Below are 23200 nucleotides of genomic sequence, written 5' to 3' on the forward strand. Positions count from 1 at the left end.
CACCACGCGCTGAGCGTCCGCACCACGACCCGAGACGAGGCAGACCCACGATGAGCGCCGCGACGACCGGCCCGTCCGCCCCGCACGAGCCTCTTGTGCCCGCTCCCCTCCCGCGGCTTCGCCTGCGCCTGCCGGGGAACTGGTGGCAGGTCCCGTTGCACGACCGCACCGAGGCGCGCGCCTCGGTGCGACGCCTGGTCGCCGCCACGGTGGGCCCCGCCGACGACCGTGCCGCCCTGAGGATCGAGCTCGAACGGCGCGTCCTGGGAGCGCTCGACGACGCCATCGACGGGGACGGACAGGCGTTCCACGTGGCCCTGTCGATCGTCCCGGGGGCGCCGATCCCCGTGACCGCGATGGTCTCGCTCCCCGCGCAGCAGCTCACACCCGCGGTCGGCACGAGCGCGACCGCGACCATGGCGATCCTCGAACGCGGCCTCGCGGACCTCACCCCGGGCGGGGCCGGGGCGCTTCACCGCTTCACGGCGGGTCCCTCCGAGGTCGCCCGGCGGACGCGCAGGCACGTCCTCGTCGACCCGGACAGCGACGAGACCCTCCCGACGGTCGCCGTCGAGTACTGGATGACGGTCCCCGGCACCAAGCGGTTCGTCCTCGTGGCCTTCAGCACTCCGGCCGGCGAGCTCGAGGAACCGCTCACGGGGCTCTTCGACCAGATCGTGCGCGTCAGCTCCTGGGAATGACACCAGCCGCGCGCCGGCGTCGCCGGGCCTGGTCCTCCCCGTCGCACGAGCCACCAGTGCCGCCAGTGCCGCCGGAGCGGCTGGTGGCGGCGTCTACGTCAGGTGGTTGGCGTCGTTCATCGAGCTGTTCGACCGGCCGGTGACGCGCCTGACGTGCGCATCCGACCCGCGCTCGTCGAGCGTGACGGACTTGGTGTCCCGGCGGTGGTCGTGCCGCTTGCCCGTGTTGCGGTACCGCGCCCACGTGAACCAGTAGAACAGCGGCCCTGCGAGCAGCAGCACCACCACGACGACGGCCTTCACGGCCTCCTCCTCCCCGGAGGAGGAGGCGACGGTGAGCGCGTCCAGGGCGAGCGCGTGCATCAGAACCCGATCATGACGAAGAGGGCCGCGACGGCCGCCACGGCCTCGACGACGACGGACACCGCCAGCAGGCGGCGGTGGTTGACCGGGACAGACCCCATGGTCTCGCCCGTGCGGCCGTTGACCGCGACGTAGTGCAGCAGCGACGACCCGTTCTTGCGGACCTCGTGGTACGAGTACAACCACACGGGCAGGTAGGCGGCGACCCACCGCTGCCCGACGACGTCGAGCCGTTCGCGGTCCCACCGCACCCCGCGGTCGTAGAAGTCGATCATGTCGCGCGCCCGGAACCGGGCAATCTCCTTCGCCTGCGCGAACGCGGGATCGCGCAGGTCGTCGACGTCGCTGTCGCGGCGCTCGGCCGTGAACCCCGACAGGTAGTTCGAGTCGTAGCGCACCGCGTTCTCGACGTCGAACGGCAGGATCGTGTTGATGACGTTGTTCGTCCGGGCCTTGCCGCCGTGGTCTCGCCGGTCGGCCGAGGACTCGATCGTGAGGTCGTCGACGTGCAGGTCGAACTCGCGCACGACGTCGTACAGGTCGTAGTCGTAGCGGGTCTCCGTCGTGTCCTTGCCGTCGGAGCCCCGGACGGTGACGGTGTACCTGCGCACGAGGTGCTCACCCTGCCCCTCGAGGCGCGCCTTCGCATTGAGGTCCGCGACGAGGTACGGAAGGTAGACGCCGACGACGTTCTCCGGGCTGAACTCCGCCCGGAACCGGGGGTGCGCGTAGAACTGGCGTCGGCCGACGAACTGCCGGATGCCCGCGACCGCGTCCTCCTTGGGGAGGCGGAACGGCAGCAGGACGTCGGGCACGGCCCCGTTGGGGACCTGCTGGTTCACCGACAGGACGTTGCGGCACCAGTGGCAGCGGGCCTGGGTGCCGTGCGCGGTGTCGACGACGACGTCGGCCCCGCAGCCCGCGCAGCGGAACGTCAGGATCTCCTCGGCGGACGGCACGATGTCGGCGCTGCCCGAGCCCAGGACGACGCCCTCGAGCCCGCCGATGTTCCCGTCGAGCCCGAGGTCGGCGAGCGTCACCGTGCTCACCCACTCGTAGCGGCAGAACCCGCACCGCAGCGTCGCCTTGGCGACGTCGTACGCGATCTCGGTCGCGCCGCACCGGATGCACTTGACGAGGCCGTCGGTCGCGCCGGTGTCGGTCCGCACGACGGTCGGGCCACCCGCCGGGCCGCCAGCCGACGGAGGCCCGGCGGTCGCCGTCGGGCCGGCTCCCGGCGGGGGCGGGCCGTCGGGGACGGGAGCCGACTGCGGCTCGTGAACGGTCATGGCCTCAGAACCCGAGGATCTTGGCCTTGGCGGCGTCGTAGTCGGCCTGGGTGATGAGGCCCTGGTCGAGCAACGACTTGAACTGGGTGAGCTTCGCGACCGGGTCCTCGGCGGGCGCGGCCGGGGCGGGCGCGGCCGGCGCCGCCGCCTGCTGGACCGGGACCTGCTGGACCGGCACGACGGGCTGCTGCAGACCGGACAGGGCGCCGCCGGCGGCGTTCATCCCCATGCCGAGGATCGCCATGTTCGCGGCGCCGCCCGGGTTCTCCCCCGCGGCTTGGATGCCGCGCGCGGCGGCCTGCTGCAGGAACGAGTTCCCACGGGCCCCTGCGAGCGCGTCGGCCTTCTTGACGTCACTCAGCAGCGCGCGCGTGTCGTCGTCGTACTCGATCGCGGCGAGGGCGACCTTGACGATCGACAGTCCGCGGTAGGACGTCCACTGGTAGCCCTCCTCGACGGCCCCCGCCAAGGAGAGCGCAAAGCCGACCGAGTCGCTCTGGATCCGGGTGATCCGGTTCCCTTTGTCGGGGTCGTTGGTGTAGCTCGAGAAGGCCGCCGCGAGCGAGCCGACGACCTCGGTGAAGAGCTGGCTCGCGGCGTCGTTGTCGAGGTCGGAGAAGTCGAAGACCTTCGCGCTCGCCCCGAGGTACGTGAGCGGCACGAACTGCTTGACGAAGAGGATCGGGTCGACGATGCGCAGGGAGTACGTGCCGCGCGTGATCGCGCCGACCTGGGCGCCGAGGTAGGCGTCGTCCCAGTAGATCTCGGACTGCGTGCCGAACCTGTTGTTCGGCAGCTCCTTGAGGTTCACGTAGAAGCCGAGCTGCTGCGACCCGGGCTGCCCGCCGAACTTGAACCGCTCCCACGTGGTCTTGATCAGGGGGCTCAGGAAGCCGTTGTCGGCGAAGATCGACTGGGAGTTCTGGTCGTCGGACGTGTACAGGTACCCGCCCGGCTCGGCCACGAAGCCCGTGAGGGCACCGTCCTGGAAGGTCAGGAGCCCGTACCCCTCGGGGACGACGAAGCGGCTCCCGTTGGTGATGATGTTCGCCGAGCCCTTGGTGTTCGCCCCGCGCCCGGCGTTGCGCCCCTGCGCGACGGCCGGGAAGAGCGCGGCGGTCGGCGCGAGGTTCGTCGGCGGCGTCAGGAAGTCCTTCCACTGGTCCGCGAGCGTGCCTCCGAGGGCACCAGCAAAGGCCTTGATGAATCCCATCGAGCTCTCCGTCCGATCGGGCGGACGGCGCCGCGCGTGACCTGTGTTCGTCGCGTCGGGCCGTGGGGGCCCGCCCGCGACCCGCACAGTATCGGAGTTCTGCCCCGGAACGGAACGATCGCGTGGATACGGGACCACTCGTCCCGTGCTGCGGTCGAAGGGTGACGCACGGGACCGCCGACGGTGACGCGCCCGACCGCCGATGGTGACCGACCAGCCCGCCGACGGTGACGCGCCGGATGACAGGATGTTCCCCGTGACCTCCCCCTCCCCCCTCGCAGAACCCCTGAAGACCGTCGGCTGGATCCACGTCGTGGACGGTCGGCTGCTCGTCGTCCGCAGCCGGGACAACGACCTGTTCTTCATGCCGGGCGGAAAGATCGATCCCGGCGAGAGCGACGAGCAGGCACTGGTCCGGGAGATCGAGGAGGAGCTCGGCGTGCTGCTCGACCCGGCCACGGTGCGGTCCGGGTTCGTCGCCGAGGCGCCCGGTCACGGCCTGGGCGGACGGCTCGTGCACATGCACTGCCTCTACGCCGAGCCGCTGCCCGGGTCCCCCGAGCCGGCACCCCGTGCCGAGGTCGGCGAGCTCACCTGGGTCGGTGCGCAGGACGCGCACCGGGTGCCGCCCGCGGGCCGGATCGTCCTGGAGCGCCTGGCGGCGACCGGCGAGCTCGCGGCCTGACCCTGCGGGCCAGCCGAGCCGGCCAGCCGAGCGGGCCAGCCGAGCCGGCCAGTCGAGCGGCCAGCCGAGCGGGCCAGCCGAGCGGGCCTGCGGCGAACATGCGGTTGCCGTTCGCCGAGCATGCGGTCAGCGTCCGGATCCGGCCCGATCGCGACGCCGACCGCATGTTCGGCACCGAGAGGTCGGCTCAGCGGCCGGCGCGCACCTCGTCGCGGCCCGACACGTCCGCACCCAGGATCGCCGCCTCGGCGTCGGCCACCACGGCCGAGGCCTCCTCGCGGGCCGCGGCCAGCGCCGACGCCCGTGCCGCGACGATCGCGTCGTGCAACTCGGCGTGCACGCGTCGCCGGACGGAGCGGGCGAGCGCCTCGGTGTCTGCATCGTCGACCTCGCCGCCCGCGGCCCGACGCTCGGCCACACGTTCGGCGACCTCGGCCGCGATGCGCCGGTCGGCGTCGTCGAGCAGCGCGACCACGGCCGTGTCGGCCGCGCGCCCCAGGCGGGTCTCCTCGAAGTCCTGCGTCGCACGGTCCACGATCGTCCGCGCCTGCCCGACGACGAGCGACCCCAGGGCGGGTGAGTGCGCCTTGAGGGAGGCCAGGTCGTAGAGCAGGACGCCGTCGAGGTCCGCGACCCGCGGGTCCACGTCGCGGTGAAGGGCCAGGTCGAGGACGACCATGGGCCGGTGCGGCGCCTCGTCGCCGGCGGCCTCCGCGGCGCGGGACCGGGCGCGGACGACCGCGGCGGCGTCGAGCACGTGGCCCAGCGCGTCACCCTCGGCACCCACCCCGGTCACCGTCGGCGCACCAGCAACACCACCAGCACCAGCCAGCGCCCGTCCCCGCGCACCGCTGCACGACACGACGAGGTCGGCGTCCTCGAGGGCCGCCACGAGGTCGGTCACGGCGGCGACGCCGCGGTCGGCCGCGAACTGCTCGGCGCGCCCCGAACCCGAGTACACGCGCACGTCGTCGCAGCCGCGGGCCCGCAGCGCCGCGAGCGACGCCCCGGCGTAGGACCCGGTGCCGATGAGCACGGCGCGGACCTGGCGCCACGGCGGCAGCTCGGCGCTCGCGAGGTCGAGCCCGAGGGACACGACGGACCGGCCGTTGCCCCCGAGCGTCGTCTCGTTGCTGATCTTCTTGGAGGTCCGCGACGCGGTCTGGAAGAGGAGCTCGAGCGTGGACGAGGTCACGCCGCCCTCGCGTGCTTCCTCCAGGGCGCGCTTGACCTGCCCGGCGATCTCCCGCTCGCCCACGACCATCGAGTCGAGGCCCGCGGCGACCTCGAAGAGGTGGGCGGCGACGTCGGGCCCGGTGCGGGTCGAGAACGCGCGGACCGCGACGTCCTCGCTGACGCCCGACGCCGCGGCGACCAGGCGCGCGACCTCGTGCGACGCGTGCTGCACGCCCCAGCCGTCGACGGGCGACTCGACGTCCAGGTACACCTCGAACCGGTTGCACGTCGAGACGACGACGGCACCGGTGATCGCTTCGCAGGTCGCGACGGCTGCCCGTCCGACCGACCCGGCTCCGGTGGACAGGAGCTCGAGGGTGGACATGTCCAGCTCGTGGTGACTTGCAGTCATCGACAGGAGAACCACAGTGCTCCGATTCAATCACCGCGTCGGGCACAAGGCAGAATCGGTTCTTGTGACGTTCACCGCGCTTTCCGACAACCACCCTCTCGTCGACGGTCGGACGACGAATTCTCCGCTCGTGCGCGCATTGCGCGGCGAGCGCCCGGAGACCACTCCCGTGTGGTTCATGCGACAGGCCGGGAGGTCGCTGCCCGAGTACCGCGAGCTGCGCCAGGGCATCGGGATGCTGGACTCGTGCCTGCGCCCCGACATGGCGAGCGAGATCACGCTCCAGCCGGTGCGCCGGCACGGCGTGGACGCGGGGATCTTCTTCTCGGACATCGTGATCCCGCTCAAGCTCGCGGGGGTCGAGGTGGACATCGTCCCGGGCGTGGGCCCGGTCATGGGCCAGGCGTACCGGACGCCCGACGACGTCGCGCGCCTCGTGGAGCACGAGCTCACCCCGGAGTCGCTCGCCCCGGTGACGGAGGCGGTCGCGCTCACGGTCGCGGCGCTCGGGTCGACTCCTCTCATCGGTTTCGCGGGGGCGCCGTTCACGCTCGCGGCGTACCTGGTCGAGGGGCGGCCGTCGCGCGACCACCTCGCGGCGCGCACCCTCATGCACGCGGACCCCGAGTCGTGGGCGCGGCTCACGGCGTGGACGGCGCAGATCACGGGCGCGTTCCTGCGCGCTCAGGTCCTCGCGGGGGCCAGCGCGGCCCAGCTGTTCGACTCGTGGGCCGGGAGCCTGTCCCTGGAGGACTACCTCGCGGGCGCCAAGCCGGGGAGCACGGTCGCGTTGTCGCAGGTCAGCGACCTGGGCGTGCCCGCGATCCACTTCGGGACGGGCACGGGGCACCTGTTGGGCGCCATGCGTGACTCGCTCACGGAGGCGGGCGTGACGCACCCGACCGTGGGCGTCGACTACCGCACGCCGCTCGACGAGGCCGCGGCCACGCTCGGCGGGTACGTGCCGGTCCAGGGCAACATCGACCCGGCGCTGCTCGCGGCGCCGTGGCCCGTGCTCGAGGCGCACGTGCGCGACGTGCTGCGTCGTGGCAGCGCGGCTCCGGGGCACGTCGTGAACCTCGGTCACGGCGTGCCGCCCGAGACGGACCCGACGGTCCTGACCCGCGTGGTCGAGCTGGTCCATTCCGTCCGGAACGTGTCAGAACCTGCGTGACCTCAGGGTCACGCACGGTCTGACACACCCTCGCAGCGGGGGCACACTTGACGTGTGCACCCCGTTGCTGATGGATCGTCCGGCCCTTCCCCGTCGTCCGACGCCACGTCTGACGCCTCGTCCCACGGCTCGTTCGACGCCGTGGTCGTCGGCGCCGGCATCGCCGGTCTGACCGCTGCGCGCACCCTGCGCCGTCGCGGCCTGCGGGTCCTCGTCCTGGAGGCGGCCGACCGGCCGGGCGGGCCCGTGCACGGCGACAAGCTCGGCTCGACCGGCCTGTCCGTCGACGTGGGAGCCGAGTCGTTCGCGGCGCGCGGCTCCGCGGTGGGCGACCTGGTCACCGGCCTGGGTCTGACGGTCGTCGAGCCCGCTCCGCTCAGCGCGTGGGGTTACGCCGCGAGTCGCGCGTTCCCGCTGCCGAAGGCCGGGATCATGGGCATCCCGGCCCACCCGTTCGCGGCGGACGTGCGGCGCGCGGTGGGTTGGCCCGGTGCTCTGCGGGCCGGGCTGGACCGGGTCAAGCCGCGCCGCTGGGTCGACGAGGAGAACCTCGAGACGTTCGCGCGCTCGCGCCTGGGGCGCCGTGTCGCGGAGCGCCTGGTGGCCCCGGTCGCCGCGGGGGTGCACTCGGCTCCGCTCGAGCGGCTCGACGTCGACGCGGTCGCCCCGGGCCTGCGCGAGGCGTACGCCCGGGAGGGTTCGCTGACGCGCGCGGTCGCGGCGATGCGCGCGCAGGCGCCGGCCGGCTCGGCGGTGCGCGGCATCGAGGGCGGCATGCACCGCCTGGTCGAGGAGCTCGTGCTCGCCGTGACGAGCGAGGGCCCCGACGGCGCCGCACCGGCCGGGAGCACCGGCCCTGCCGGGGTGCTGCTCACGCGCCACGAGGTGGTGGACCTGAGCCGCGCCGTGGGCGGGGGCTGGAACGTCCAGGCAGAGACCCCCAGCGGCCCGGTGACGTTCCGTGCCCCGCGTCTGCTCGTGACGACCCCCGCGGTCGTGGACCTCGTGTCCCCGCTCGCGGGCCGCACTGCCGACCCGGTCCCGGACCCCGAGCCGGGCGCCGACATCCGGCTCGTGACGCTGCTGCTCGAGGCCCCCGCGCTCGACGCGGCCCCGCGCGGGAGCGGCCTCCTGGTCGCCCCGAAGCCGCGCACGTGGTCGACGCGCGACGAGAACCACCGGGCGGGCGCGCACGACCCGGTCCAGGCCAAGGCCCTGACCCACTCGACCGCGAAGTGGCCGTGGCTGGCCGCCCGGGTGGCGGACGCCGTCGGGCCGGGGAACCACGTGGTGCGCCTGAGCTACGGGCGCATCGGGGAGACGGTCGAGCCGACCGTCGACCAGGTGGTCCGCGACGCGTCGGTGCTGCTGGGCGTGGACCTGGAGGGCAAGGTGCGCGAGCACCTGTCGACGCGGTGGAACGGGTCGCTCCCGCCGCCCACGCCCGTGTACCGGCGCGAGGTCGCGGCGTTCGTGGAGCGGGTGTCGCACGTCGACGGCCTGGGGGTCACGGGAGGCTGGATCGCGGGCACGGGGCTCGCGGCGATCGTGGGCCACGCGCAGGAGTCCGCCGAGCAGCTCTGAGCATTTGTCGCGTCGGCGACATTTCCCGACGTGCTGACAATTCGTCGCTTTGTCATGACTTCATGTCAGGTCGATGTCACTCGGTGGACAATTCCCCGGAAATCCGCACCGGACGGGTTGGTGCGCATTTCGACATCACCGCCCGGCAGAGGACACTGGAAGCGTGAGCATTCGTGTCGGAACCCGTGGCAGCGCCCTCGCGACGACCCAGACGGGTCTGGTCGCCAGGCGCATCGAGACCCTGACCGGACGGCCGGTCGAGATCGTGCGCGTCCGCACCGAGGGTGACGTCCGCACCGGCTCGCTCGCCCAGATGGGCGGCACCGGGGTGTTCGTGACCGCGCTGCGCGAGGCTCTGCTCGACGGCCGCTGCGACGTCGCCGTGCACTCCCTCAAGGACCTCCCGACCGGCGCGGCCGAGGGCCTGACCCTCGTGACGCCCGAGCGGGAGAACCCGCGCGACGTGCTGTGCGCACGCAACGGCTGGACGCTGGAGACCCTTCCCCGCGGTGCCAAGGTCGGCACAGGCTCGCCCCGCCGCGCGGCCCAGCTCCTCGCGGTGCGCCCCGACCTCGACGTGCTCGACATCCGCGGCAACGTCGACACGCGTCTCGCACGGGCGCTCGGCCCTGACGCCGACCTCGACGCGGTCGTCCTCGCCTACGCCGGGCTCTCGCGCCTCGGCCGCCTCGACGCGGTCTCCGAGGTCATCGACGTGCGGGTCATGGCGCCGGCCCCCGGCCAGGGGGCGCTGGGCGTCGAGGTCCGGACCGCGGACCTCTCGCCGCTGTCCTCGTTCGACCTCCGGCCCGACGGCGCCACGGACCGTCCGCTCGACCTCGCCGACGTCGTCGCGGGCCTCGACCACCTCCCGACCCGCCTCGCGGTGCTCGCCGAACGCGCTCTCCTCGCACGCCTCGAAGCGGGCTGCGCGGCCCCCGTCGGAGCGCACGCCGTGGTCGAGGACGACGAGATCCGGCTCTCGGCCGTCGTCGCCCGGCTCGACGGCGGGCAGGTCCTCACGCACTCGGCGCGGGTCGCGCTGCCGTCACCTGCGGGCGTCGCAGGCAGGGCCGCTGGGGCTGGGGGTCCGTCCGCCGAGGGGCGCGACGTCACCGACGCGCTCGCGAGGGGGCTCGGGGTCCAGGTCGCCGACGCGCTGCTGGCCGCCGGAGCCGCCGAGCTCGCGCCGCTGCGCGCGACCGGGCCAGGAGGTGGCTCGCTCCCCCAGGCCGAGGCGCCTGCGCTCTGGGCCCCTGGCACCGCGCCCTCGGACGACGCCCACGGCTCGGACGACGAGCCCACGGTCGGCGGCACCGACGCCCCCGTGCGCTCGGAGCGGCGCTGATGCCAGGCCGACTGCGCGACCCGCAGCGCGGTCGCGCCCTGCCGCCAGCAGGCCCGGCCCCGGCCGCCGCGAACACCGCGACCTCCGGGCCGCTGACCGGGACCACCGTCCTCCTGCCGCGCTCCCCCGAGCGTGCCGCTCCCCTCGCGGCGCGGCTGCGCGCCCAAGGCGCGACCGTCCTCGTGAGCCCCGCGATCGAGCGCGCCCCCATCGAGGACACCGCGGCGATGGACACCGCCGTGGCAGACCTCGCGGGCTTCGCGTGGGTCGTGGTCACGAGCGTCAACGCGATCGACGAGCTGATCGCGAGCGCCGCACGCCGGGGCAGCACGCTCGCCGAGCTGTCAGAGCGAGCGAGGACCGGAGCGCGCGCTGGTTCTGGCACGAGGTGGGCCGCGGTCGGGCCCGCGACTCGGCGAGCGCTCGAGGCCGCGGGGGTCCAGGTGGATCTCGAGGCGGGCGTGAACTCGGCGCGCGGGCTGCTCGCGGCGTTCGACGCGCTCACCGAGGCCCCCGACCACGGGCCCGAGGCCCGGACCACGCTCGACCACCCGGCCGCCGACGCGACGCGGCACGTCCTGCTCCCGCAGGGCGACCTCGCGAAGCCCACCATGGCCGACGGCCTGCGGGAGCGCGGCTGGGTCCCGCACGTCGTGACCGCGTACCGGACGGTCGCGCACCCGCTCTCCCCGGAGGTCGCGGACGCGTGGCGCGCGGGCGAGGTCGACGTGGTCGTGCTGACGTCGGGCAGCGTCGCGCGCGAGGTCGCGACCCAGCTCGGTGCGGACCCGCACGTCGCGGGCGTCGCGATCGGCGAGCCGACGGCGGAGGCCGCGCACGCCGTCGGGCTGCGGATCGACGCCGTCGCCGCCCAGGCGACCGACGACTCCCTGGCGGAGGCCGTGCTGCGCGTCGCCGCCCACCCGTCAGAACCTCGTCCTGACGACTCATCCCCGACAGAAGGCAGGAACCACCCGTGATCCGTCCCCGCCGCCTGCGCTCGACCCCGCAGATGCGCCGGCTCGTCGCCGAGACCCGGCTGCACGCCGCCGACCTGGTCCTCCCCCTGTTCGTCAAGGAGGGCCTGACCGAGCCCAAGCCGCTCGGGTCCATGCCCGGCATCGTGCAGCACACCGAGGAGAGCCTCGCAGGCGCCGTCGCGCAGGCGACCGCGGCCGGGCTGGGCGGCGTCATGCTGTTCGGCATCCCCGCGCACCGCGACGCGACCGGCTCGCAGGCGGACGCCCCCGACGGCATCCTCAACCGTGCGATCCGCATCGCACGCGACGCCGCCCGGGACGCCGCCGCGGGCACGGGCCGTCCCGCCCCCGTCGTCATGGCCGACCTGTGCCTCGACGAGTTCACCGACCACGGGCACTGCGGCGTCCTCTCGCCGGGCCCGGACGGCGACGTGATCGTCGACAACGACGCGACCCTCGTCCGCTACGCGTCGATGGCACTCACCCAGGCCGAGGCGGGCGCGGAGGTCGTGGCGCCGTCGGGCATGATGGACGGCCAGGTCGCCGTGATCCGCGAGGCGCTCGACGACGCCGGGCACACGGGCGTGAGCATCCTGGCGTACAGCGCCAAGTACGCGAGCGCGTTCTACGGGCCGTTCCGCGAGGCCGTCGACTCGACGCTCCAGGGGGACCGCCGCACCTACCAGATGGACTCGGCGAACTTCCGCGAGGGCCTGCGCGAAGCGGACCTGGACCTGGCCGAGGGCGCCGACATGGTCATGGTCAAGCCCGCGGGCTCGTACCTCGACGTGCTCGCGGCCGTCGCCGAGCGCAGCGACGTCCCCGTGGCGGCGTACCAGGTGTCGGGCGAGTACGCGATGATCGAGGCGGCCGCCGCGAACGGCTGGATCGACCGGCGCGGCGCCGTCCTGGAGTCCGTGCTCGGCATCAAGCGCGCGGGCGCCGACATCGTCCTGACCTACTGGGCCCTCGAGATCGCAGAATGGATTCGGTGACACCGATGACCATCCACCCGACCGGTTCGCCGCTGCGCGCGACCACCCTCCACGACAACCACGAGGCGTTCGTGCGCGCCCAGGGCGCGATCCCGGGCGGCGTGAACTCGCCCGTGCGGGCCTACGGCTCGGTCGGGGGCGACCCGCGCTTCATCGCGAGCGCGCGCGGCGCGTACGTCACCGACGTGACGGGCCGCGAGTACGTCGACCTCGTGTGCTCGTGGGGCCCAGCGCTGCTGGGGCACGCTCACCCCGCGGTCGTCGCGGCGGTGCAGGACGCCGCGGCGCGCGGCCTGTCGTTCGGCGCACCGACGCTCGGCGAGGTCGACCTCGCCGAGGAGGTCCGCCGCCGGGTCCCCGCGGCCGAGCGCGTCCGCCTGGTCTCGACGGGCACCGAGGCGACCATGACCGCGGTGCGCCTCGCGCGCGGCGTCACGGGTCGCAACCTGCTGGTGAAGTTCGCCGGCTGCTACCACGGGCACGTCGACGCGCTGCTCGCCGAGGCGGGCTCGGGCGTCGCGACGCTCGCCCTGCCCGGCTCGGCCGGCGTGACCGAGGCCAGCGCGGCCGAGACCCTGGTCCTGCCGTACAACGACCTCGAGGCCGTCGAGCGTGCGTTCACCGAGCGCGGCTCGGAGATCGCCGCGGTCATCACCGAGGCGGCACCGGCGAACATGGGCATCGTGCCGCCCGGCCCGGGCTTCAACGAGGGCCTGCGCCGCATCACGGCCGAGCACGGCGCCCTGCTGATCCTCGACGAGGTCCTCACGGGCTTCCGCGTGGGGCCGAGCGGCTGGTGGGGCCTGGAGTCGGGTGCAGCGGCGGGCGTGACCGCGGGCGAGCAGCCCTCGTACACGCCGGACCTGTTCACGTTCGGCAAGGTCGTCGGCGGTGGCATGCCCGTCGCGGCCCTGGGTGGTCCGGCCGCGATCATGGACCAGCTCGCGCCGCTCGGCCCGGTCTACCAGGCAGGCACCCTGTCCGGTAACCCGGTCGCGGTCGCGGCGGGCCTCGCGACGCTGCGCCTGGCCGACGACGCCGTGTACGCCCGCGTCGACCACGTCGCCCAGGTCGTGGGGGACGCCGCGAGCGCGGCCCTCGCCGCCGAGGGGGTGCCGCACGCCCTGCAGCGCTCGGGGAACCTGTTCTCGATCATGTTCGGCGACTTCGCCGCCGCGGCCGGGGTGCGCACCTACGCGCAGGCCCAGGCGCAGGACGTGTTCCGCTACAAGGCGTTCTTCCACGCGATGCTGGAGGCGGGGGTCAACCTGCCGCCGTCGGTCTTCGAGGCGTGGTTCGTGTCGTCCGCGCACGACGACGACGCGGTCGAGCGCATCCTCGCCGCGCTCCCGGCCGGGGCGAGGGCTGCGGCACGCGCCCAGCGCTAGACCTCGCACGGGGCGAGGTGCCCGGCGGGGTGAGCTGCGCCGTCGGGCACCTTCCTCCGTGCCCGACGGCGCCGCTCACCTCACGCCCGACCGCGCCGTCGTGAACGGCTCGGCAGGCGGCTCCGGCTCGGTCAGTAGCCGATCTGGCCGACCTTCTTGCCCAGGCTGCGGATCTGGAAGCCGAACGCGATGAGCGCGACGCCCCAGACCAGGGCGACGATCGCGAGGATCCACACGATCGACACGACGCCTGCGCCCACGTTGAACAGGACCAGGACACCGAAGACGAGGGACAGCAGACCCGCGAAGACTCCCCAGCCCCAGCCGCTGCCGGGGACCTTGCGGAGCTCGACGCTCGCGATCGTCTGGAAGATGCCCAGGACGACGGCCCACAGACCGATGATCCACACGAGGACCTCGGCGGTCTTGCCGGGCCACACGAGCAGCACGATGCCGACCGCGACGCTCACGAGGCCGATCGTGACCAGGGCCGCCGTGCCGCCGGTCCCTCGACGGCGGATGCCCTCGACGATCTCGAACAGGCCGTCGACGAGCGTGAAGATCGCGACGATCCAGATGAAGACGACGGCCGTGATCTCGGGCCACACGAGCGCGACGATGCCGAAGAGGATCGCGACGACGCCGCGGATCACTGGCCAGTACCAGACCTGCTTGGCGGTGGTGGAGAAGGCGGTGAGGATCGGGTCCTGCGTGGTCATGGCGGGCTCCTGACGTCGTGTCGTGTCCCGCCAGGAACGCTGGAGCACCGTCCGTGCGGGCTGTTCGACTCTCATCGAACACCCGAAACGGCCGCATGTCGTGGCGAACCGCGCATTCGTCGCGGAGGGACCTTCGCCCCCTTGACAAGGCGATACCCCGCCGGGGTACCTTGGAGGGTTGGTACCCAGTAGGGGTATCCGAGCGAGTGACACGGAGGCCCAGCATGAGCGACACGACCACCCAGCGCCCGGTCGAGCCGGGCCCTGCCCCCGCCCACACCGGCCCCCACGGGTACGCCTCCGACAAGGAGGCCTACCTCAAGCGCATGCGCCGCATCGAGGGCCAGGTCCGCGGCATCGCCCGCATGATCGACGAGGACGTCTACTGCATCGACATCCTCACCCAGGTCTCCGCGGTGACCAAGGCTCTCCAGGCGGTGTCCATCGGACTCGTCGAGGACCACCTCGGCCACTGCGTCGTCGACGCCGCCCGGTCCTCCGAGGCCGAGGGCGCCGCCAAGGTCCGCGAGGCGTCCGACGCCATCGCCCGTCTCGTCCGCAGCTGACACCCCACCCCTCCCCAAGGAGCACCATGAGCACCGTCACCACCCTCGGCGTCACCGGCATGACCTGTGGCAACTGCGTCTCGCACGTCACCAAGGACGTGGGCGCCGTCCCCGGCGTGGAGAACATCAGCGTCGACCTGAACGTCGGCGGCGCCTCCGAGGTCACCGTCTTCTCGGACGACCCGCTCGACGAGGCCGCGCTGCGCGAGGCCGTCGACGAGGCCGGCTACGAGGTCGTGAGCTACGACGTCCAGCTCGACGCCCAGGCCGCGCAGTCGGCCGAGCAGGCCGCCGACCGCAAGGCCCACAACTGCGGCTGCGGCTGCGGCACGGACTCCGCCGCGGACGCCGCGCCCGCCCAGAAGACGTACGACCTCCAGGTCCCCCAGGCCTGACCGCTCGACCCGCCCGACGACGGAGCACCGGCCGGACTCCCGGCCGCCGCTCCGTCGTCGGGCACCGCTCGGACCGCACCCACCGCCCGCCGACCGCGGGCCGCGGGCCGCGGGCGCGACGGAGCACCCCACCCGGCGAGAACCGCCGGTCGCACCACACTGTCGAGGAGCACCGATGACCACCCCCACCGGCCTGACCGCCGGCCCGACGCTCGTCGAGGTCGACCTCGCGATCGAGGGCATGACGTGCGCGTCGTGCGTCGCGCGCGTCGAGAAGCGGCTCAACCGCGTCGACGGCGTCGAGGCCACCGTGAACCTGCCGCTCGAGAGCGCGCACGTCGTGCTCCCCGAGGGCGTGACGGACGCCGAGCTCGTCGCTGCCGTCGAGAAGGCCGGCTACCAGGCGCGGGTCACGGGGCGTCGCGCGGCTGCGCCTGCGGTCGGGGCGGTACCCGCGGTCGGGGCGGCGCTTGCGCCCGAACCTGTCGCCGTCGTGTCAGAACCAGCGAGTCCCCCGGCTCACGCTGGTTCTGACGACCCGGCTTCGGACGACCCGGCTTCCGACGACCCGGCGGCGGCCGGGACCGCGCCCACCGCGACCGACACCTCGGCCCCCACGCGCGACCGCGGCGCCGACCTCGGGCGCCGCCTCAAGGTCGCCGCGGTCCTCACGCTGCCGGTCGTGCTGCTGTCGATGGTCCCTGCCCTGCAGTTCCCGGGCTGGCAGTGGGTCGTCACGGCCCTCGCGCTGCCCGTCGTCACGTGGGGTGCGTGGCCCTTCCACACCGCCGCCTTCCGCGCGGCCCGCCACGGCGCCTCGACCATGGACACGCTCGTGTCGATCGGCGTGGTCGCCGCGACCCTGTGGTCCCTGTGGGCCCTGCTGCTGGGCGGCGCGGGCGAGATCGGCATGCGCATGTCGGTGTCGCTCGTACCGGAGCGCTCACACAGTGCCCTCGGCGCCATGCCCGAGCTCTACTTCGAGGTCGCGGCCGTCGTCACGACGTTCCTCCTCGCGGGCCGCTGGTCCGAGCACCGCTCGCGCCGCAAGGCCGGCGACGCGCTGCGCTCCCTGCTCGCGATGGGCGCCAAGGACGCCGAGCGCGTCAGGACCGGCCCCGACGGCCAGCGCGTGACCGAGCGTGTGCCCGTCGCAGCCCTGCGCGAGGGCGACCTGTTCACGGTCCGTCCGGGCGAGAAGGTCGCGACCGACGGCGTCGTGGTCGAGGGCAGCTCTGCCGTCGACACCTCGCTCCTGACGGGCGAGCCCGTGCCCGTCGACGTGACGCCCGGCGACGACGTCACGGGCGCGACCGTCAACACCTCGGGCCACCTGCTCGTCAGGGCGACGCGCGTGGGCGAGGAGACGACGCTCGCGCAGATCGGGCGCCTCGTGAGCCAGGCGCAGACGGGCAAGGCTCCCGTGCAGCGCCTCGCGGACCGGATCTCGGCGGTGTTCGTGCCGATCGTCCTGGTCCTGGCCGTGCTCACCCTGGGCGGTTGGCTGCTCGCGGGGGCGAGCACGCAGTTCGCGTTCACGGCCGCTGTGGCCGTGCTGATCATCGCGTGCCCGTGCGCCCTGGGCCTCGCGACGCCGACCGCCCTGCTCGTCGGCACGGGACGTGGCGCCCAGCTCGGGATCCTCATCAAGGGCCCCGAGGTCCTCGAGTCCACGCGCCGCGTCGAGGTGATCGTGCTCGACAAGACCGGCACCGTGACGCAGGGGCGCATGGCCCTCGAGCGCGTGGTCACGCGCGAGGGCACGCTCGACCTGTCCTCGGACGCGGCGAGGGCTGGCGCCGGTTCGCCGAGCGAACGGCCCGACGGCGCCGCTCACCACGCCCTGCGCCTCGCCGGCGCGGTGGAGGGGTTGAGCGAGCACCCGATCGCGCAGGCGATCGCCTCTGCTGCGACGCGAGTCTCAGGGAGCGTCGACGACACCCCGTCCGGTGCGCCCGTCGAGACCGGGGCCGACGGCGTCGTCATCGGTTCCGCGCAGGTCTTCGACTTCGTGAGCTCCCCTGGCGGCGGCGTGAGCGGCCTGGTCCGCACCGCGCACTCGGGCCTGTCCCCCGCAGGCGCGCTCAACGCGCAGCGGGTCCTGGTCGGGCGCCCGGCGTGGCTCGCCGAGCAGGGCGTCGCGTTCGACGTGCCAGAACCAGCGAGGCCTCAGGGCCACACCCGCACTGACGACGCGGGGACCGACCTGCGCCGCGCGTTCGACGAGGCCGAGGCCACGGGCGCGACCGCCGTCGTCGTCGCCTGGAACGGCACGGCCCAGGGCGTCCTCGTCCTGCGCGACCCCGTCAAGGAGACCTCGGCCCAGGCCGTGGCCGAGCTCCGCGAGCTGGGCCTGCGTCCGATCCTCCTCACGGGCGACAACGCGGGCGCGGCGCGGGTCGCCGCCCGGCAGGTCGGCATCGCGGAGGAGGACGTGATCGCGCAGGTCCTGCCGCAGGACAAGGTCGACGTCGTCGCACGCCTGCGCGCCGAAGGTCGGGTCGTCGCGATGGTCGGGGACGGCGTGAACGACGCCGCCGCGCTCGCCGGGGCCGACCTCGGCCTGGCCATGGGCACGGGCACCGACGTCGCGATCGAGGCGAGCGACATCACGCTGGTCCGCGGCGACCTGCGCGCGACCGCGACGGCGATCCGGCTCTCTCGCCAGACGCTGCGCGTCATCAAGCAGAACCTGTTCTGGGCCTTCGCCTACAACGTGGCCGCGATCCCGCTCGCCGCCGCCGGGCTGCTCAACCCGATGATCGCGGGGGCCGCGATGGCGATGAGCTCGGTCCTGGTCGTCGGCAACTCGCTGCGCCTGCGCCGAGCGGGCTGAACCCGGCTGCCCCCGGCTGCCCCCGGCTGCCCCCGGCTGCCCCCGGCTGCCGAGAACGAGGTTGAGGTCGTCATCGTGAGGATGGCGACCTCAACCTCGTTCTCGGCACCGGAGAGGGAAGGCGGAGGGTTCGGGTGTCAGGACCGCGACGCCCAACCGACCACGATCGTCACGACCGCCCCCACCATGAAGACCGCCGTGCAGGACCCGCCGACGATCCGGGCTACGCGCATCGCCGGAGGTGTCGGCCCCTCCCCCGGGTCCAGGAGTCCCAGACGGGCAGGACCGGCGTAGGACGGACGGACGGGGACGTGGAACTGGCGGACGTCGTGGTCGGTCAGGGCCGGAGGGGGCTCGTGCGCCAGGGCCGCAGCCGTCCGCCGTTCCCGCAGCCGACCGACCTGCAGGGTGTAGAAGGCCAGGACCCCGTACTGGCTCAGGTAGAACAGGCCGAGGGCCAGGACCGTCACGCCGAGGCAGACCGTCACCCCCGACCGTGCGGACCAGAGCACGGCAGCGCCCACGACCGTGACGGCCGACCCGAGCAGCAGCCACAGGGGCAGCGTCGCCCAGCTGCGCGAGTGATCTGTCGTGTACCGCGAGGCCGGGCTCGTCGGCCGGCTCGTGTCAGCGAGCTGGTCGGCCAGGCTCGGCTTCTCGTCCTCCCACCACGCCACGGGAACCACCTCTCGTCGTGGCAGTCCGACGACCACCGCCTGGGAACCCTAGTAGTCGTGCCCCCGACGGCTCAACGGGGAGGACTCCCCATCCGGCCCGGCTCCCGGTCCCGAGCATGCTCGGCAGCGAGTGCCGGTCAGTCCGCCGACGGGCGGCCCGGGCGGCGCGGCGGACGCACGTCTCGTGGGAGCCGCCCCTCGGCGTCGAGTGCCCGGCGCAGCACCATGTCGATCTGCGCGTTGACGCTCCGCAGCTCGTCCGACGCCCAGCGCGCGAGCGCGTCGTGAACCGCCGGGTCGAGGCGCAGCAGGACCTGCTTCCGGTCGGTCCGGGGGCGTCGCGGCGCACCCTCACGCCCGGCGTCCGCTCCGGCGTCGGGCCCACCCACGCGCGGCGCACCCTCACGCCCGACGTCCGCTCCGCCGTCGGGCTCCTGCGCGCCGCCCCCCGGCGACCCGCCGGGGGCGGGTGCCGGGACCTCGGGGGTCACGAGTAGAGCGACCCGGCGTTGACGACGGGGGTCGCGCGGCTGTCGCTGCACAGCACGACGAGGAGGTTCGACACCATGGCGGCGCGGCGCTCGTCGTCGAGCGTGACGATCGACTCGGCCTCGAGGCGCTGGAGCGCGTCCTCGACCATGGACACGGCACCCTCGACGATCCTCGACCGGGCCGCGATGATCGCCCCGGCCTGCTGGCGCTGCAGCATGGCCTGCGCGATCTCGGGGGCGTACGCGAGGTTGGAGATGCGGGCCTCGATGACCTCGACGCCCGCCACCACGACACGTGCGGCGACCTCCGCGGCGATCTCCGCCGACACGACCTCCGTCGCGCCGCGCAGCGACTGCTCGCCGGCCTCGGCGTCGTCGTACGGGTGGGACATGGCCACGTGACGCAGCGCCGACTCGGCCTGGACGCGGACGAAGTCGGTGTAGTCCTCGACGGCGAAGCTCGCCTTCGCGGTGTCGGCCACCTGCCACACGACGATCGCTGCGATGTTGATCGGGTTGCCGTCGGCGTCGTTGACCTTGAGCTCGCTCGTCTCGAAGTTGCGGACGCGGACGGACACGCGCTTGCGTGTCGAGAGCGGCACGGTGGCGACGAGCCCGGTACGGCGGATCGTCCCGAGGTACCGGCCGAAGAACTGGACGACGAGCGTCTGGCCCGGGTTGATGACCTTGACGGCGGTGAGCGCGAGGAGGCCGAGCACGATCGCGACCACGCCGAGCAGGGTGCCGACCGGGGTGCTGCTCATGAACAGGGGGACCGACCCGCCGAGAAGGGCGAGGACGAGGAGGATCGCGAGGCCACCTCCGCCGGCGCCGAGCGACCACGCGGGTTGCTCGGTGACGTCCACGCGGGTGCCGTCGTGCCCGACGGGGCGTCCGCTCGGCTCTCCGCCCAGGGACTCCTGCGGGGGGACGGTGGTGTCGGTCATGACGTGTTCCTCTCGTCGCTGACGGGTGCCGGGCGCCCCGCGTCTATCAAAGTGATATCACATTAACGCGGCGGACGGAATCGAGGTGCGCATCGCCGTCGGCGCCGAACATGCGGTTACCGCTGCGCGAGCATGCGGTGGGCGTCGCGAATCACGGGATTCACGACGCCCACCGCATGCTCGGCGCCCGGAGGGGGCGGACGCGGGGCCTACTTGAAGCGGCGGCCCTCGTCACGGCGGTAAGCCCACACCGCCAGGACCGCGAACACCACGGTCCACCCCAGCAGCACGACCCACGCGAGCGCGTACGCCGGCTCGCCCGTGAGCGCCTGGACCAGCAGGTCGCGGCCGGCGCGCGTCGGGGTGGCCATCGAGATCGCGTCGAGCCACGGCGGGAACAGGAACGGCGGCAGGAACAGCCCGCCCGCGAACGCGAGCGGGAACAGGATGACCTGCACCACGGGCAGCGCGGCCTTGGCCGAGAGCGAGTACCCGATCGCGATGCCCAGCAGCACGAACGGCACCGACACGAGCAGCACCGTCCCCACGCCCGCGAGCAGCTGGGGCCACGTGACGCTCGCAGCGGTCAGGAGCCACCCGATGAGGATGAGCGGCACGAGCCCGAACAGCGAGAAGACCCCGCCGTTGAGGATGCGCGCGACCATGCGCGGCGCGGGGCCCGCGGGCAGCGAGCGCAGGAACGGGTCGAACGGCAGCGCCCGGTCCTCCGCGACGCCCAGCCCGTAGGTGAACAGGCTCGCGGAGCAGATCGCGAACAGCCCGAGCGACGCGACGGCCGTGGTCGCCGCGACGGGGTCGCCCGCGACCTCCTTCTGCGGCACGACGAAGAAGAACATCGCGAGCGCAGGGAACAGCAGGTTCCCGAGGACCGCGATGGGCACGCGCACGGTCTCGAGGAACTGGTACTTGAGGTGGATCCAGGTGAGGGTCGCGGCGCTGGGCGGGCGCCCGCTCACGCCCGGGGTCGTGGTGGCTGCGTGGGTGCTCATCGCGCGCTCTCCTCCTCGGAGGTCTGCTGGTCCGGGGCGCCCGACGGCGTCGCGCCCGCAGGGCTCCCGGCCTCGCCGTGGTCGGTGGGTGCTGCGCGCGAGACCATCTGCTCGAACGCCTCCTCGAGGCTCGCGCCCCGGATCTCGAGCCCGTGGAACGGCAGGCCCGACGTCACGAGCGTGCGGACCAGCTCGTCGGCGTCGGCCGTGTACAGCTCGTAGCGCCAGGCGCCGGACTCCCCCGCGTCCTTGTCTGCGGCGCGCTCGGATCGCACCACGCCCGGCAGGTCGGTCCCCAGGTCGGCGGTGCTGCGCACGACCACGCGCCGCAGCCCGACGCGGCGCAGGATCGCGTCGAGCGTGTCGTCGGCCTTGACCACGCCCTGGTCGATCACGACGACGCGCTGCGCGAGCGCCTGCACCTCCTCGAGGTAGTGGCTCGTGAGGAGCACGGTCCCGCCGCCCGCGTGGTACTCGCGGATCGCGGCCCACAGCGCCTGGCGTGCGCCGACGTCGAGGCCCGTGGTGGGCTCGTCGAGCAGCACGACCCGCGGGCGCCCGACGAGCGAGAGCGCGACCGCGAGGCGTCGCTTCTGCCCGCCGGACATGGCCCCGGTCTGGCGCCCGGCGAGGTCCCACAGCCCGAACTGCTCGAGCAGCTCGCCCGTGGGCACGGGGTTCGCGTAGTGCTTGCCGACGAAGTCGACGACCTCGCGCACCTTGAGCGTCGCGGGCAGGCCTGTCTCCTGCGGCGTGAGGCCCAGGCCTTGGCGGGACGAGGCGTCGCGCGGGTCGCCGCCGAAGAGGCGCACGACGCCCGAGTCCGGCTTGCGCTGCCCGCTCACGAGCGAGAGCAGCGTCGACTTCCCGGCGCCGTTGGGGCCCAGGAGCCCGACGAGCTCCCCGGCCCCGACCTCGAGGGTCACGTCGTCGAGCGCGACGACCTCGCCGAAGCGGCGGGTCACGTGCTGCGCGGACACGAGGGACCCGTGCGGCACGGCCGGGCCTCCTCGTGTCGCGGCGGCAGCCCGCCCCGGACTGACGGCTGAGTGCTGGCTGGTCACGATCCGGCTCCTCTCAGGAGCATGCTCAGGGACTCGGTGTAGACCTCGAAGGCGCGGCGCCCGCGGGGGGTGAGGCTGATGTAGGTGGCCGGGGTGCGGCCCTCGTGGGTCTTGGTGACGGTCACGTACTCGGCGTCCTCGAGTTTGCGCAGGTGCGTCGAGAGGTTGCCTGCGGTCATGTCGAGGAGCTTGCGGAGCTTGGGGAACGCGATCTGGTCGCCCGCGCCCAGCGCCGAGAGCGTCGCGACGACGCGAAGCCGCGCCTGGGCGTGGATGACCGGGTCGAGCTCGACGTCAGGCACGAGCCCCTCCCGCGATCCGGCGCCGGGTCCGTAGGCGCAGGACCTGTTCGACGAGCGCGATGAGCAGGAACCCGCCGCCGCCCGCGGCGGCCATGACGAGGTAGAGGCCGGGCAGGCCCACGATCGTCGCGGCCCCGGCGACGAGCAGGATCCAGACGCCCAGGACGTACAGGCGCGTCTCCTGCCACATGGCCCCGCCTGCGAGGTACATGATCCCGACGACCAGGCACGACAGGGAGTTGCTCGTGAGGGACATGACCTCGGGGTTCGCCCCGGCGCGGGCGAGCCCGCCCAGGACCATGCTCATGGCTGCGAACGAGATGAACCAGGCCCAGCCGTAGAGCGCGCCCGAGCGGGCGCTCGCGCCGCGCACGCCGCTCACGCGGGTCATGATGTGCACGATCGTGATCGCCACGGCGCCCACGATGAGGAAGGTGAAGGCGAGGAGGGCCCAGGGCTCGGGCTGCCCGACGACGTCGCTCGCCCCGATCTCCAGGGTCGCCGTGGCGGGAGGGGCGGCCGAGCGCAGCGAGCTGACGTAGAGCGTCGTGTAGCCCAGGAGCCAGGCCAGCCCCCAGACGCCGTAGAGGACCCGGCCGTCGGGTTCGACGTCCTTGGCCTTCTCCTGCTGGGCCGCGATGAGGCGCAGGCTCGCGGCGGGGTCGAGCGGCTGGTCGTCGTCGGGCCCCTGGGCGGGTCCGGCGGGCCGGTCGGACGTCTGGTCGGGCATCTGGTCCGGCACAGGGGCTCCTCCTCCACGAGGATCGTGGTTTGTGCTGCAAACTACTTTGTAGCCTGCCAGGAGTACGGCCTGCGCGCAAGAGCCTCCCTACGCCGAGAAGTGAGTTGAGGCCCCTGATCCACGTGGATCAGGGGAGGCAACCC

The 23200-nt window shown here is 73.6% G+C and carries 23 protein-coding genes; 11 read left to right on the forward strand and 12 right to left on the reverse strand.

Annotation, left to right across the window (positions count from 1 at the left end; genetic code table 11):
• The first annotated feature begins 50 nt into the window (after nt 1-50).
• On the forward strand, nt 51-701 hold the full coding sequence (locus tag ACZDYF_RS15065; protein ID WP_475058774.1) for a hypothetical protein: 651 nt from the start codon (nt 51-53) through the stop codon (nt 699-701).
• A 93-nt stretch (nt 702-794) separates the two neighbouring features.
• Here ACZDYF_RS15065 and ACZDYF_RS15070 read toward each other — a convergent pair whose 3' ends face one another.
• From ACZDYF_RS15070 to ACZDYF_RS15080, 3 genes are read right to left on the reverse strand one after another with little or no spacing between them, the layout of a single operon-like run.
• The gene (locus tag ACZDYF_RS15070) at nt 795-1064 is read right to left on the reverse strand and encodes a hypothetical protein (protein WP_204810044.1); all 270 of its coding nucleotides are present in this window, start codon (nt 1062-1064) and stop codon (nt 795-797) included.
• A complete protein-coding gene (locus ACZDYF_RS15075) occupies nt 1064-2353 on the reverse strand; it encodes a TFIIB-type zinc ribbon-containing protein (protein ID WP_475058780.1) in 1290 nt (429 codons plus the stop codon). The genes ACZDYF_RS15070 and ACZDYF_RS15075 overlap by 1 nt, the downstream gene beginning before the upstream one ends.
• A gap of 4 nt (nt 2354-2357) precedes the next feature.
• Entirely contained in the window at nt 2358-3566 is a 1209-nt protein-coding gene (locus tag ACZDYF_RS15080) for an SHOCT domain-containing protein (RefSeq protein ID WP_475058784.1), read from the reverse strand.
• Between the two features lie 256 nt (nt 3567-3822).
• Here ACZDYF_RS15080 and ACZDYF_RS15085 point away from each other — a divergent pair, with 256 nt between their 5' ends.
• Complete coding sequence (locus ACZDYF_RS15085; protein ID WP_318243704.1) at nt 3823-4251, forward strand: NUDIX hydrolase; 429 nt, start codon at nt 3823-3825, stop codon at nt 4249-4251.
• 187 nt (nt 4252-4438) lie between these two features.
• Here the strand turns inward: ACZDYF_RS15085 and ACZDYF_RS15090 are convergent, their stop codons facing one another.
• On the reverse strand, nt 4439-5854 hold the full coding sequence (locus ACZDYF_RS15090; protein ID WP_475058790.1) for a glutamyl-tRNA reductase: 1416 nt from the start codon (nt 5852-5854) through the stop codon (nt 4439-4441).
• Between the two features lie 49 nt (nt 5855-5903).
• On the opposite strand from ACZDYF_RS15090, the gene hemE reads away from it, so the two are divergent.
• The 6 genes from hemE (at nt 5904) to hemL (ending at nt 13308) form a co-directional block, all read left to right on the forward strand.
• Nucleotides 5904-7013: a uroporphyrinogen decarboxylase gene (gene hemE, locus ACZDYF_RS15095; protein ID WP_191790160.1), complete on the forward strand. Its 1110-nt coding sequence runs from the start codon at nt 5904-5906 to the stop codon at nt 7011-7013.
• Nucleotides 7014-7067: 54 nt separating this feature from the next.
• On the forward strand, nt 7068-8597 hold the full coding sequence (locus tag ACZDYF_RS15100; protein ID WP_475058795.1) for a protoporphyrinogen/coproporphyrinogen oxidase: 1530 nt from the start codon (nt 7068-7070) through the stop codon (nt 8595-8597).
• 163 nt (nt 8598-8760) lie between these two features.
• Complete coding sequence (hemC, locus tag ACZDYF_RS15105; protein WP_307824255.1) at nt 8761-9945, forward strand: hydroxymethylbilane synthase; 1185 nt, start codon at nt 8761-8763, stop codon at nt 9943-9945.
• Nucleotides 9945-10925: a uroporphyrinogen-III synthase gene (locus ACZDYF_RS15110; RefSeq protein WP_475058800.1), complete on the forward strand. Its 981-nt coding sequence runs from the start codon at nt 9945-9947 to the stop codon at nt 10923-10925. Before hemC ends, ACZDYF_RS15110 begins: the two co-directional genes overlap by 1 nt.
• A gap of 32 nt (nt 10926-10957) precedes the next feature.
• Nucleotides 10958-11920 carry a porphobilinogen synthase gene (hemB, locus tag ACZDYF_RS15115; protein ID WP_404821892.1) on the forward strand — a complete coding sequence of 321 codons (963 nt, stop codon included), beginning with the start codon at nt 10958-10960 and terminating at the stop codon, nt 11918-11920.
• Nucleotides 11921-11925: 5 nt separating this feature from the next.
• A complete protein-coding gene (hemL, locus tag ACZDYF_RS15120) occupies nt 11926-13308 on the forward strand; it encodes a glutamate-1-semialdehyde 2,1-aminomutase (protein ID WP_475058858.1) in 1383 nt (460 codons plus the stop codon).
• A gap of 131 nt (nt 13309-13439) precedes the next feature.
• On the opposite strand, the gene ACZDYF_RS15125 is transcribed toward hemL, so the two are convergent.
• On the reverse strand, nt 13440-14027 hold the full coding sequence (locus ACZDYF_RS15125; RefSeq protein WP_400273985.1) for an HdeD family acid-resistance protein: 588 nt from the start codon (nt 14025-14027) through the stop codon (nt 13440-13442).
• Between the two features lie 224 nt (nt 14028-14251).
• On the opposite strand from ACZDYF_RS15125, the gene ACZDYF_RS15130 reads away from it, so the two are divergent.
• From ACZDYF_RS15130 to ACZDYF_RS15140, 3 genes are all read left to right on the forward strand, one after another.
• Nucleotides 14252-14593, forward strand: coding sequence for a metal-sensitive transcriptional regulator (locus ACZDYF_RS15130; protein WP_191790154.1), 342 nt, complete (start codon nt 14252-14254; stop codon nt 14591-14593).
• Nucleotides 14594-14619: 26 nt separating this feature from the next.
• Complete coding sequence (locus tag ACZDYF_RS15135; protein ID WP_191790153.1) at nt 14620-14988, forward strand: heavy-metal-associated domain-containing protein; 369 nt, start codon at nt 14620-14622, stop codon at nt 14986-14988.
• A 175-nt stretch (nt 14989-15163) separates the two neighbouring features.
• The gene (locus ACZDYF_RS15140; protein ID WP_475058817.1) at nt 15164-17824 is read left to right on the forward strand and encodes a heavy metal translocating P-type ATPase; all 2661 of its coding nucleotides are present in this window, start codon (nt 15164-15166) and stop codon (nt 17822-17824) included.
• A gap of 137 nt (nt 17825-17961) precedes the next feature.
• Here the strand turns inward: ACZDYF_RS15140 and ACZDYF_RS15145 are convergent, their stop codons facing one another.
• From ACZDYF_RS15145 to ACZDYF_RS15175, 7 genes are all read right to left on the reverse strand, one after another.
• Nucleotides 17962-18501 (reverse strand): hypothetical protein, encoded by a 540-nt coding sequence (locus ACZDYF_RS15145; protein WP_475058823.1) that lies wholly within the window; start codon nt 18499-18501, stop codon nt 17962-17964.
• A 137-nt stretch (nt 18502-18638) separates the two neighbouring features.
• Nucleotides 18639-18992, reverse strand: coding sequence for a type II toxin-antitoxin system antitoxin (locus tag ACZDYF_RS15150; protein ID WP_475058826.1), 354 nt, complete (start codon nt 18990-18992; stop codon nt 18639-18641).
• Nucleotides 18989-19939 (reverse strand): SPFH domain-containing protein, encoded by a 951-nt coding sequence (locus ACZDYF_RS15155; protein WP_475058829.1) that lies wholly within the window; start codon nt 19937-19939, stop codon nt 18989-18991. The genes ACZDYF_RS15150 and ACZDYF_RS15155 overlap by 4 nt, the downstream gene beginning before the upstream one ends.
• 209 nt (nt 19940-20148) lie before the next feature.
• Nucleotides 20149-20949 (reverse strand): ABC transporter permease, encoded by an 801-nt coding sequence (locus tag ACZDYF_RS15160; protein ID WP_191790150.1) that lies wholly within the window; start codon nt 20947-20949, stop codon nt 20149-20151.
• Nucleotides 20946-21947: an ABC transporter ATP-binding protein gene (locus ACZDYF_RS15165; RefSeq protein ID WP_475058832.1), complete on the reverse strand. Its 1002-nt coding sequence runs from the start codon at nt 21945-21947 to the stop codon at nt 20946-20948. Before ACZDYF_RS15165 ends, ACZDYF_RS15160 begins: the two co-directional genes overlap by 4 nt.
• Before the next feature lie 62 nt (nt 21948-22009).
• Complete coding sequence (locus ACZDYF_RS15170; RefSeq protein ID WP_191790149.1) at nt 22010-22315, reverse strand: transcriptional regulator; 306 nt, start codon at nt 22313-22315, stop codon at nt 22010-22012.
• Entirely contained in the window at nt 22308-23057 is a 750-nt protein-coding gene (locus tag ACZDYF_RS15175) for a hypothetical protein (protein ID WP_475058836.1), read from the reverse strand. The genes ACZDYF_RS15170 and ACZDYF_RS15175 overlap by 8 nt, the downstream gene beginning before the upstream one ends.
• Nucleotides 23058-23200: the final 143 nt, after the last annotated feature.

It is taken from the genome of Oerskovia sp. PE-21s (genome assembly GCF_056158145.1).